Below are 12305 nucleotides of genomic sequence, written 5' to 3'. Positions count from 1 at the left end.
TATCTTTGTACTTATGGCGGATACCAATTCTTTTTTTTCGTTAAAAAATACAGTCGGAAACCTGACGGATAAGGACCTACATCAAACTTCAAATTACCTGGAAGTTGTTGAGGCTTTTACCCGAACCACCTATAAAAGTGTATATGTCATTGATTACGAAACCAAAGGTTTTGAATATGTTTCTGAAAATCCTTTGTTTTTATGTGGAAACTCTGCTGCTGAAGTACAGGAAATGGGCTATGACTTTTATTTTGAATACGTACCAGAGGAGGATTTAACGCTACTTTTAAAGATAAACACGGTTGGTTTTGACTTTTATGAGACCCTACCACTTGAAGAAAGAAAGCAGTATAGCATTTCCTATGATTTTCATTTGAAAAATGAAGAAGGTAATATGATTCTTATCCATCAAAAGTTAACTCCATTATTTTTAACCGAAACTGGTAAAATCTGGAAAGCGATATGTTTCGTATCCTTATCGACACAGCAAAATTCGGGTAACATCACGATCACCAAACAAGATGGCTCAGAAACGTTACTATATGATTTATCAAGTGATTGCTGGAAAAGTATCCCGAAAGTAGCGCTATCTGATAGAGAAAAAGAAATATTACGCTATGCGATTAGAGGTTATGCTATACACGAAATTGCGGAAAAAATCTATATTTCACCAGATACGGTTAAATTTCACAGAAAGAAATTATTTGAAAAATTAGGCGTTGCTAATATTTATGAAGCCATTTCGTATGCTACGATGTACAAGTTGCTTTAGGCTATTATAGTTACTGAAATAGACTATTCTTCTCTTCTTAAAGCTAACCACCCACTCTTTGCCAAAGTATAAAATATAAAATGCTGTATATCAATTAGTTAAAACACATTGATGTATACAGGTAATTTTATGTACAACTCCGCTAGTTAATGCTGAATATCCCATTCTCAAGCTAAATATTATGTAAAATAAAATACGGTATGTGAATGCTCACAACAATATTTCTGTATAGCGATGAAACTTCTTAAGATATTTACTTTATTATATTTGCTGAAACAAAAAAAGTCTACCAATACTGGTAGACTTTTGTACAATTGAAAGTATGTTGTATGTATTAGATTACTCTTACGTTCACTGCGTTCAATCCTTTGTTTCCTTCTTTAAGATCGAATTCCACTTCGTCACCTTCTCTTACATCATCAATTAATCCTGACATGTGTACAAAATGATCATCGTTAACTCCTTCTTCAGTAATAAAACCAAATCCTTTTAATTGGTTAAAAAACTTTACTGTTCCTTTATTCATTATACTATAATTAAAATTTATTACTGCAAAGGTGACCCCTTTATTTGGATTTAATGGAATTTAATTCATTTATTTTCAATTTATTACAATATAGTCTTTGTTTACAGGGCCTAATGTGCTAAATAGATTGAAAACAATCTGTCTTTTTACGCTTCAGTTACGATCAAATCATCAGAAACCCCCAGTTTAATCAAATCAGCTTTTATTGCATCTTCCATTTCTGGTGGTCCGCATAGATATACAGGTTTGGCGGTATTCAAATTGTATTTTTTTAAAATTTCAGCATCTATATGACCCGAATCGTATTCCTCCTTAGATTCTTCGGATAACACAAAATGTACATCCTTACCTAACCAAGCTTCTAAATTATTTTTATAAATGATATCTCTTTCCTTTTTATTGCTAAATAACAATGTGTTATCCTGTATCTCATCTTTATACACTAAATCCTTGAAGATAGCAATAAAGGGGGTGATCCCTGCCCCACCAGCAATGAACGTTCCAGGACCTTTATATTCAATGGCGCCCCAGGCATCAGAAATGATCAGCTCATCACCTACTTCTAACCCTTCTAATCGATCGGTTACTCCATCCCTTGCTGGGTATACTTTAATAGTAAACTCCAAACGGTCATCTTCTGGTAAACTCGTAAAAGTAAATGGACGATTTTTATCCTTCCACCCATCTTTTTTGATGGATAATTCTGTTGCCTGTCCTGGCCTAAAATCATATCCCTTGGGTTTATCTGTAACTATCCTTAGCACATTATGATTAACATGCTCTATGTGTTGAATATTTATTGTATGCTCCATTATTTTAAGTTTAATTAATTCGTTTATAATAATGTAACTAATACTTGGCGGAGAGCTTGACTCAATTGAAAAATTTCTTTGTCCGGAAGCAAATACTAAGACTAACAAGACCAATCAAATGTCATTATTTGGCTATTTCAAGCTTGTACCCAACACCGTGGCTATTGGTTATTTTTAAGGTTTCATCTAACTGTAGCTTTTTGCGTAATTTAGAAATATAGGTATCCAAGCTTCGCCCTACATAAACCCCGTTATCCTCCCATATTCGTTTGGTTAACTCATCTCGAGTCACCAGTTGATTAGGATTGGCTGCTAGTATGGCTAGTAATTCACATTCCTTTTTAGAAAGTTGAATCTCTTTAGATTCCTGTATCAATTTGAGCTGATCCTCAACAAACCAAAAACTACCAATTCGAACACCATCATGTTTAGCTTTTTGGGTAGTATTTGTCTCATGAGTTGGTTCATTTTTGGGATATTTAAAAGCTTTTATGAGTACGATCAGCAAAACGATTCCTATACTAACTATGCCGATTAATACAATATTATTTTGTATTTCTACACTCGTTGCCTGATCGACGAACTTTACTTCTATAGTATAACATTTGCTAGGCAAATTGCGACCGCTACAGGCTACTATCGTATTTTCAACTTGTGCCATCATTTGATAGCTATAGGCAACTTCCTGATCTTCGCATTGCTTTACCATAACCCGATAGTTATTTGGCAATTCGGTTCGATCAAAACTATTTTCGACAACCTTTACTAAGGTATCTGGTGCAATGGTCAGAGGTTCATCAAAAGATAATTGATACGTATACTGCTTCAGTCTTTTAACTGGTTGTACTAAGGAGGTAGAATCTTGATCATAACGTAGTAGCTTATCCCCTACATCTCGCATCGCAATTTTAACCAGTTCAGCAAAATCTTCTTGTTTCTTACTGGATTTTCCAAAAAAGAAAATCCCTACAAGTGTTAGTAACACTATACTCAAAAGTATGATCCGTACGTTTTGTTGCTTCTGTATCATGGAGACTGTAAATAACTTATAAAATCCTGAATTTTTACAAGGATTGACAGTTATTTTACACTTTTTTGACATTTACCTATAGCTTCCCTCCTAGTTTTACCAAAAAATTATTTCCTTATGAAAACATCTCTTATAGCTATAGCATTAATAATAGCTTCGATTGTACAAGTTAACGCACAGGACACGGCCAACTTAGATATCCAAAAAAGTAATTTATATTGGATGGGATCCAGTTTTATGGGTTTTAATAATCACCACGGAACGGTAAAATTTAAAGAGGGCTATGTAAACCTTACCAACGGTAAAATAAGTGGTGGTGAATTTACCATTGATATGAATACCATAACCAATTTGGATGGCAAAGGGTATAATGAAGGTCTGGTTGAGCATCTCAAAAACGAAGATTTCTTCTTTACCTTTAGGTATCCCACAGCCCAATTAACCATAACTCAAGTTGATTATATTGATGCTAATACCATTACAATTAAAGCAGATTTAATCATTAAAAGTATCAAAAAGCCCGTTAAATTTACAGCATTATTGGATTATGACAAAAAGGAGATGTTAACCAATTTTGACATTGATCGTACCCGTTGGAATATACTACATGCCACGGAGTTTGATACCAAAATTAAAAACAATATGATTTCAGATACGATTGAATTTAAGGCGCAATTGATTTTTAAGTAATTGTATTTTTTTACCTATTAAAAAGCGTAAAGTAATGCTCACCGCAAGACTTTACGCTAATTTGTTTTATAAATTAGTGTTTTTTTTATTTTAAGCAAAGCATCAAGAAGATTTACCTATGGAAGGGATAGCTTACTTAACTTTTTACCGAGGAAAGAGCGGTCACCTTGCGTCAATTTTATATATGTTATTCCATTTTTTTCTTCTAATTCCAAAATAGCGTCATTTTCACCAATTGCAAATCCATCGATAAATAACCTTTGCCCCGATATCTGTTTCAATTCAATAGTTTGAGGGGGTAAATAGTCCGAATATCCTGTATCAAATACACCTTGAATTTTCTTATCCTTATCAAAAATAATTTCAAAATCTACATTTCCAAGCGTACCATAAAATCTAGCAGTGGCCACATTCTCCTTAATATCATACACTATGGCCTGCTTAATATCCCCTATCGGTTTAGTTATTTGATTGAAACCTATTGATAACAGCCCGGTATATGCTACCGTTTTCATTTCACCATCGCAATATTTAGCGAACTTCCAATACTTTCTTTTAGATAAAGCTTCAGAAGCTTTTATGGCTCGAGTGGCTATTTCATCATTTTCCACACCCACAGATTGGTAAAACTTAAATCGATACAAGGATAAGTTTGCTTTTTTGTGTATTAATTTGGCAATACTATCCTTAGTTACAATAGACACAACCGTTCCATCTTCAAAAGCATAGCTACCATTAAACACAGAGTATGTAGTATTGCTTTTTGCCAATTTGGGTAATGCTTTTATTTTTTCACCATTGACAATATCAAGTAAATCATACCCTATTTGTTGTACCCAATCTTCGCTTTCTCCTAATAACTCCAATTCTTTATGGGTTTGATTAGTTAGAATTATTATTCTGAGATCTTCTTGCGGTACAGTAAGAAAAAATGAAGTCGATCCGAAATCCGTACCATCATGATATACCAATTTTTGATGATTTCTTTGTGTAATTACCCAACCATAACCATAATTCCTTGCGTATACTTTAAACAATCGCTCTTTGTTTTCTTGATTAAGAAAGTTCCCATGGTGAATTATTGAATACCACTTGTTTAAGTCTTCTACTGTCGCATAATTACCACCTGCCCCTCTGTACCAGCTATAATGATATTCAGGTGCTTTCTCCATTTCGGTAGGATCGTAACAAAAGTGATTATCGGCAATTAGATCTCCTTTTTTACTGACCGTGGTGGCATATAGCTTATTCGCTTTAAATACATATTCTTCCATAAACTGGTGATATGGAATCTGTGTGACTTGTTCAATAATCAAAGCCAAAAGAATATACCCAGTATTATTGTACATATATTCTTCTCCTGGAGTATTAATAAGCTTGAGATCCTTAAAATATGCTATTTGTTCATCCCAAGAAATACTTGTTTCCCTAGGCCAATACTCATCTAATCCCTGTCCACTTTGTAGAATACTGGGAATTCCTGACTGATGTGATAATAGATGATGAACGGTAACTTTTCTCCATCGATTTGATGCAAATTTGCCCAGATAGGTATTGATTGGATGATGGAGCTCTAATTTGCCATCTTGATATAATTTTAAAATCGCAGTTGCTGTAAATTGTTTTGTAATAGAGCCTATATTGAATTTTGTGGCTACTGTATTATTAATCTGTTGATCAAGTTTGGCTATTCCATAGGCTTTTTTTAATAGCACTTGTTCACCTTTTTGGACTAATACTGCACCCGAAAAACGATTCAATTGGTGAGCTCTGTCTAGATAATTTTCGATAGCAGCACTTTTATCCTGACCTATTGCGTAACTACCTATGAGTAAAACTATTATAGCACTTATTATTTTATTCATTTTAAATTCTCTTTAAATTTTGATACGAAAGTGATTTATTTTTTCAAATACTGATGTCTCCTAGGTACATAGAACTAAAATTGATATATCTTTTACAGCATTAGTAAAAACTGGTTATTGGTATGCTAAAATTTGTCGTTTATATACTGGCCATATGAGATGGTATTAAAATTTTTATATTGCAATTAATGAGTATCGTACGTAGAAAATATTTGTATCTCCATGTTATAGTTTGGGTGTATGGCTTAATTTTAATCAATATACCTGCACTAGAGTTAACTGTTGGTAATTTTGAAGCTGCTACTAACTCTTTATTGATTCCTAGTTTGTATGGAACTTTATGTAATGTTTTTGTTTTCTATGGAAATTGGAAATATCTTTTGCAACGTTTTCGTTTAAAAAGCATAACGTATTGGTTGTATATAAGTATTGGAATCTTAGTTATATCCCTTATCGAATCTAAGGTAGATCAATGGTATATAAATACTTGTTTTCCTGAAAAAACGATTGGTTTTTGGGAAGGAATAGTTGTAGACAATCTCCTTTTTCATATCATATTTTTCTTATTGCCCTCCTATGGTTTTTGGTCTTATGAAAATTATAGTATCATCAAGAAAGAACAACAGTTATTGCAGGAACAGAAATTGCAAGCAGAACTTTCTTTAATGCGATCACAAATAAATCCTCATTTTTTGTTTAATGTCCTTAATAACCTTTTTGCTAGCGCACATAAATTTGGTGATACTAAAACAGCGAACGGAATTTCTAATCTAGCAGAAATGATGCGTTATATGCTCTATGATGCAAATGAGCAAACCGTACCTTTGGAAAAAGAAATTAACTATATCGAAGATTTTATCGAACTTCAGAAATTAAGGTTCTCTGAAAATGATCGTATAGACATAACCTTTACTAATAGCATTGATAACCCTGAAGAGCTAAAAATTGCTCCAATGCTCTTTATACCATTTGTAGAAAATGCATTTAAGCACGGGATCAGTTTAGAGAGTCCTTCGGAAATTAAGATTATGTTATCCCAAGACGGCCATACTTTACTATTTAGTTGTAAGAACACGATTACATCAAATAACCATAAATCACCTGATACTAACTCTGGATTTGGTTTGAAAAATATCGAACAACGATTAAAACTATTATACCCAGGACGGTATCAGTTAAAAATCAACAAGGAATCTCATAGTTTTGTGAGTACATTACGATTAGATTTATAATAACCAACGTATGAACTGTATTATTTTAGAAGATGAGGCAATGGCACTTTCTGTACTTGAGGATTATGTCAACAAAGTTCCTTTCCTAGAGCTTTCTGGTAGTTTTCGAAGTCCTTTACAAGCAATTGATTTTGTGAGTAAAGAAAAGCCAGAGTTGTTGTTTTTGGATATTAATATGCCGGATTTGTCAGGACTTGATTTTTTGGACACCTTAAATTATCAACCTTATGTAATTTTTACAACAGCTTATTCTGAATATACCTTGAAAAGCTTTGAATATAATACGCTTGACTATTTGTTGAAACCTATTCGATTTAGTCGATTTTTAAAAGCAGTTACAAAGGTTAAAATGTTTCTTGAAGATAGAAGACCCGAACTAGCACCTAACCAATTGGCAACTACAGAACAAAGTATTACACTTAAAAACACGAATGGAACCCATAGAGTATTTCTTAACTCCATCGTGTATGTAGAAAGCTTTAAAAATTATGTCACCTATCATACTGAGCAAGAAAAAATTGAAATAAAACAAAGTTTATCTGAAGTAGAAAAAATACTGCCACAAGAGCAATTTATGAGAGTACACAGGTCGTTTGTAGTAAACACCAGCTTCATAAAGTCTTTAAAATATGACGGAATACAGCTTCGAAATGATATCAAATTACCGGTCGGAAGATCTTATCGCGAATCAATTAATACGTTTTTTTCTACTTGACTAATATATCGAGTTCGAGATCTTTATAAAAAGTAATGTTATAAAATAGAGATGTTTTAAAAACCAATTGAGGTTATCAGAACTTTATTCTAAATCTATGAAATTGCTTTAGACTTTAAGGTAAAAATAAAATTTTTGCACAAAAAAACACTGGCATTTTAATACCAGTGTTTTATCTATATCATTATTTGTTTTTACGGCATCACTACCGTATCAATAGCGTGTATTACTCCATTTGATGCTGCTACATCTGTCATTATAATTGTAGATGTTCCTCCTTTTGCATCAGTAAGAATTACATTTTCTCCATCCAATGAGGCAGTTAATGTTGCTCCTTGCACGGTTGTGATGGTAAAGCTTCCATCGCCTTCTTTAATAGCTTTCACCACGTCAGCTGCCATTACTTTACCAGCTACTACATGGTAGGTGAGTATTGCCGTCAAGGTCTCTTTACTTTCTGGCTTTAATAAGCCTTCAACAGTACCTTCTGGTAATTTATCAAATGCCTCATTTACCGGAGCAAAAACCGTAAATGGTCCATCACCATTCAAAGTTTCTACCAATTCTGCAGCTTTAACGGCTGCCACTAAAGTGGTAAAATTTTCATTACCTGCTGCAACCCCAACAATTGTTGGTATTTCTTCTACTACCTCCTCTTTTTCAACAACAGTTTCTTTTTCTGTCGTTTCTGTAGTTTCTGCAGTCTTTTCTGCTTCTTTTGTGTTGTTATTTCCACAAGCGGCTGTTACCAGTAATCCACTTAGTAAAAATGTAGTTAGCAATATCTTTTTCATAATTAAATTTGTTTAGCGTAAAGATAATGAGGTATTTAGGTTAATTTACTATTTTTTGTTTAAAGTTTAGTTAAATAAATTAAACAAAATATAAATTAAGACCAGAAACCTGTCTTTTAGCTTCAAACTAAATAATAAAACGAACAGCAATGATTATAAAAATCTGATGAATTCTCTTATTAGCCATCTAGCTATAGCAAGTCTTCACCAAAATTATACTCCATTACTATTGTCGATACTAAGTACATTTGGTATAGCCTATACTGGATTATTCTTTTCCGGTACCCATTTTATAAAAGATATAGGCATATTCACATTTACTCTTACTTCTTAAAAAGGCAACCAACTCCTCCTCTGCTCCTGGATTTTCTTGCATTATTTCATCAGATAATAAGGTATTAAGATCTGCACAACCTTCTATCTTTTTGATGGACTGCTCAAACTGCTTCATCATTGCTGCATCCTGTACAATCTGGTCTACCTGATCAGGATTGTTTTTGATATATTCAGTAAACTTCTGATTGGCTTTTTCTTGTCCCATACGATCCATATCACGAACCAATACTTTTAATTGAGGGTGTAGTTGATCCATAAAGGAGTTCATGCAATCGCACATCGTATTAGCTCCCTTCTCTATATCAACTAGAGAAGCATTTTCACCCCCATCCTGTGCCATACTTAACAAGGGTAGACCTAACAACATTAAATTAATCGTAAAACGTAGGAAATGTTTTTTCAAAATGATAAAATTTAAATTTATAATCAAACAAATAGCATAAGCTATACCTTCAAATCTAAAGAAAAAAAATTAGTTTGCTTTTTTACTATGGTCAAAAAATAAAAACCCACATTACTAATAATAATGTGGGTAGTATTATGAAGGTCAGTTTCTTATTATTGAACGACCAGCTTTTTCTCTACTGTTGTTCCATCTCTCATTGAAAGTTTTATAATGTAAATTCCAGCACTTAACCCCAGATTACTCACCGAAAAATTATGAGTTCCTTTAGCTAATTGCGCTACATATTTTTGTTGTCCTAGAATGGAAAATATCTGTAATGTAGTTTCGCTATTACTTTTAGCAGCTATTTGTAAACTAAATTGATTTTGTACAGGGTTTGGATACACACTGATCCTAAAAGGCCCTTCCTCATCTTCATCTCCATATATTGGAGTAACGTTAGTGCTACTTAAAGCTCTTTGTGCTAGTTGAACAGCAACACAAGATCCTTCATAAATTCGAACATTACTAAATAACGAAGTGTTTCCAAAACCAGTGTCATCATCATTTATAAAAACCAAGCGGTCAAAATTCCCCGTATAGAATGCTCCCACGGGAATTGTATAACTAACCGTACCGCCTCCATAATTATCATAATTGGTAATACCATAATTCTGTGTTCCATAAACTTTAAAGTATCGAGTGGAGGTTAGTGTATTATTATCCTCGAAACCAATACCGTGAATTTCACCCTGATTTGTACTACTAAAATCAAATGAAATTACTGTATTTGGAGTAACTGTGTAATTAAGTGCAATGTATTTCCAGGTATTATTTTGTAGTGCTAAACTCGTTCCATTGGCTGCGAAATCTCCTGCCACATCTTGATTAGAAAAGGAAATTATCTGAAAATTATCAAAATTAATAGCATCACATTCAGACGGAGGATCAACGGTGCCATTTTGAATTTGCACAGCATCTAATGCAATGTCACTTTGCCATCCGCTAGTTCCATTTCCTGTAACCGCATTAAAGCGTAATTGTACACTACCTTCTCCTGCAAAGGCAGTCAAATCAACAGTAGCTAAATTCCAACTAGACCCTTGCGATCCTGTACGGTTAAAAATACTGACCCACTCTCCTACATTATTTAATCTTGCTTCTAACGCTAAGGTTTCGATTTCACTACCTTCCATATGGTATTGAAATGAAATCAATGGATCGTTTACATTACTAAAATCTAAACATGGTGAGTTTAAAATAGCGCGCTTATTAGGATACCCAACACCCTCACCAGATGCTTCTACGTATACATACACATTTCCATCTACCGCACCATCAGGTCCTGTACCAGAGGAAGGAGTGCCTCCTGAATTTCTTGTCCAATCTAAATCATCACCCGAAGGTTCTTGTGTCCAATCATTTAAATTAGATTCAAAACTTGCCACAAATGGAAAACTGTTGATCGATCCCTGACAAATTGTATTCCCTGGATCAGTAGGGTCGGTTATTACATCATCTATTTGTAACGCATCAATAGCAATATCTCCCGTAAAGCTGCTACCTGTTAGCGCACTGATTCGCAATTGCACACTAGGATTACCAGCATAGGCATCTAAATCGATAATGACACTGTTCCATTGATCTCCTTGAGATCCTGAAACGGTAAATACAGGGAGCCAATCTCCTTGATTATCGGTTCGAGCTTCAACTGTTAAACTACCAATCGTAGCGCCCAGCATATGATATTGAAAAGCCAGGTCAGCTGTGGTTAAGTTGCTCAGATCTAAACAAGGCGAATTGAGCGTGGCATTTTTATTAGGATAACCCGTACCATTTCCAGAGGCTTCAATATAAATGTAGGAACTACCATCAATTGCACTACTAGGACCGGTACCTGACGAAGGTGTACCCCCTTGGTTGATCGTAAAGTTTAAATTATCCCTTGTTGATTGTGTCCAATCTCCGATAGTTCCTTCAAAACTCTCTGAATAGGGAAAAGATGAAATATTACCTTCGCAAATTTCGTCTGTTGGTGGGGTTTGATCAATTGCACCATCAATAGTAAATCGCGAAAGGAAATTCCAAACTTCTTGAGAAGTTGCTACATTGCCACCATTCCAGCTATGTCCTTTACCAGCCACACGGATAAACTCTACCGTAACGCCATTATCACCATTATCCCAGATGGATCGGGTTGACCCTCCACCCAAATCAATAATATCTGGGGTTAGATCCGCATTATTATAAGACGCCCAATATTCCATCACATCCGGTATGGACTTCCCCAAAGCACCACCTGAAATGGGAATTACATTATCATTCGTTCCTGTGATTTGTAAAACAGCTGTTGGATGTTGAGGCTGACATTGACCGTTATCGATCCATCGGGCTGTCATACTGCCAGCAACAGAGGCAATTGCTGCAATCCTAGGACTGAGTTCGCAGGCTAAGCGATAGCTAAAGTAACCTCCATTAGAAAATCCCGTAGCATAAATACGCTTTTGATTGATAGTATACTCGCTACTAATTTTATCAATGAGCGCATCCGTAAAGCCTAAATCATCTTCGTTACCCCCAAAAAAGTTATTAATCGCCCAGCCAGGAGTATTTCCTAATCCCTGAGGAGTTACAAATAAAAATTGATTATCCTCCGCCAACTGTTGAAAATTACTTTGATTGTATTGGATTTCTATTGTATTTGTATATCCATGATAATTTAAAAGTAACGGTGCGGGTTGACTTGGATCATAACTTTGAGGCACATAAAGACGATACGCTCTAGTTCTACCATCAAATTGAATGGTTGCGTCGATAACCTGCTGCGCTAGGGAAGTAAGTGGCAAGACCAAGGTAATCAGTAAGGTCAAATAAAAGCATTTGATGAATTGTAAATTAGTTTTCATTAGTTGAGTTTTAAGTTAATTTGTGTGTTAACAAAGGTCATTAATTGACCCAACCCCTAAGATGCTAAAATTACATTATTAACAAAATTAAACCCTTAATAATAACATATTTATAATTATAGTATTATAATTTTATCAAATTAATGATTTTGTTAATAATTAATGTTAAAAAATTAACAATTGTTGCTATTAAAATATTCTCTGTTTATTGAGCAACTATAGGCAGGTTATGGCATTTTAGC

The 12305-nt window shown here is 34.2% G+C and carries 11 protein-coding genes; 4 read left to right on the top strand and 7 right to left on the bottom strand.

The annotated features are described in order from the left end of the window. Positions 1–13 precede the first annotated feature (13 nt). Positions 14–772 (top strand): helix-turn-helix domain-containing protein, encoded by a 759-nt coding sequence (locus tag EV197_RS11605; protein ID WP_130286926.1) that lies wholly within the window; start codon positions 14–16, stop codon positions 770–772. 334 nt (positions 773–1106) lie between these two features. Here EV197_RS11605 and EV197_RS11600 read toward each other — a convergent pair whose 3' ends face one another. The 3 genes from EV197_RS11600 to EV197_RS11590 all read right to left on the bottom strand — a co-directional run bounded on the left by EV197_RS11600 (position 1107) and on the right by EV197_RS11590 (position 3140). Further along, on the bottom strand, positions 1107–1298 hold the full coding sequence (locus EV197_RS11600; protein WP_130286925.1) for a cold-shock protein: 192 nt from the start codon (positions 1296–1298) through the stop codon (positions 1107–1109). Between the two features lie 146 nt (positions 1299–1444). Then, positions 1445–2110 (bottom strand): ferredoxin reductase domain-containing protein, encoded by a 666-nt coding sequence (locus tag EV197_RS11595; RefSeq protein ID WP_130286924.1) that lies wholly within the window; start codon positions 2108–2110, stop codon positions 1445–1447. A 124-nt stretch (positions 2111–2234) separates the two neighbouring features. Beyond that, entirely contained in the window at positions 2235–3140 is a 906-nt protein-coding gene (locus EV197_RS11590; RefSeq protein ID WP_130286923.1) for a helix-turn-helix domain-containing protein, read from the bottom strand. A gap of 117 nt (positions 3141–3257) precedes the next feature. Here EV197_RS11590 and EV197_RS11585 point away from each other — a divergent pair, with 117 nt between their 5' ends. Then, a complete protein-coding gene (locus EV197_RS11585; protein WP_130286922.1) occupies positions 3258–3830 on the top strand; it encodes a YceI family protein in 573 nt (190 codons plus the stop codon). Positions 3831–3946: 116 nt separating this feature from the next. Here the strand turns inward: EV197_RS11585 and EV197_RS11580 are convergent, their stop codons facing one another. Continuing rightward, positions 3947–5695 (bottom strand): serine hydrolase domain-containing protein, encoded by a 1749-nt coding sequence (locus tag EV197_RS11580; protein ID WP_130286921.1) that lies wholly within the window; start codon positions 5693–5695, stop codon positions 3947–3949. Positions 5696–5883: 188 nt separating this feature from the next. On the opposite strand from EV197_RS11580, the gene EV197_RS11575 reads away from it, so the two are divergent. Both EV197_RS11575 and EV197_RS11570 read left to right on the top strand, forming a co-directional pair. Beyond that, entirely contained in the window at positions 5884–6927 is a 1044-nt protein-coding gene (locus EV197_RS11575; RefSeq protein ID WP_130286920.1) for a sensor histidine kinase, read from the top strand. Positions 6928–6937: 10 nt separating this feature from the next. Then, positions 6938–7642, top strand: a complete 705-nt coding sequence (locus EV197_RS11570; protein WP_130286919.1) for a LytR/AlgR family response regulator transcription factor — start codon at positions 6938–6940, stop codon at positions 7640–7642. Positions 7643–7836: 194 nt separating this feature from the next. Here EV197_RS11570 and EV197_RS11565 read toward each other — a convergent pair whose 3' ends face one another. From EV197_RS11565 to EV197_RS11555, 3 genes are all read right to left on the bottom strand, one after another. Next, positions 7837–8436, bottom strand: coding sequence for a fasciclin domain-containing protein (locus EV197_RS11565; protein WP_130286918.1), 600 nt, complete (start codon positions 8434–8436; stop codon positions 7837–7839). Positions 8437–8704: 268 nt separating this feature from the next. Then, positions 8705–9175, bottom strand: a complete 471-nt coding sequence (locus EV197_RS11560) for a hypothetical protein (protein ID WP_130286917.1) — start codon at positions 9173–9175, stop codon at positions 8705–8707. 155 nt (positions 9176–9330) lie between these two features. Further along, on the bottom strand, positions 9331–12063 hold the full coding sequence (locus EV197_RS11555; protein ID WP_130286916.1) for a T9SS type A sorting domain-containing protein: 2733 nt from the start codon (positions 12061–12063) through the stop codon (positions 9331–9333). Between the last annotated feature and the right edge of the window lie 242 nt (positions 12064–12305).

The organism is Aquimarina brevivitae (assembly GCF_004216895.1).
In the GTDB taxonomy this organism is placed as follows: domain Bacteria; phylum Bacteroidota; class Bacteroidia; order Flavobacteriales; family Flavobacteriaceae; genus Aquimarina; species Aquimarina brevivitae.
The sequence above is the reverse complement of the archived record's forward strand: the minus strand, read 5'-3'. Positions and strand labels throughout refer to the sequence as shown.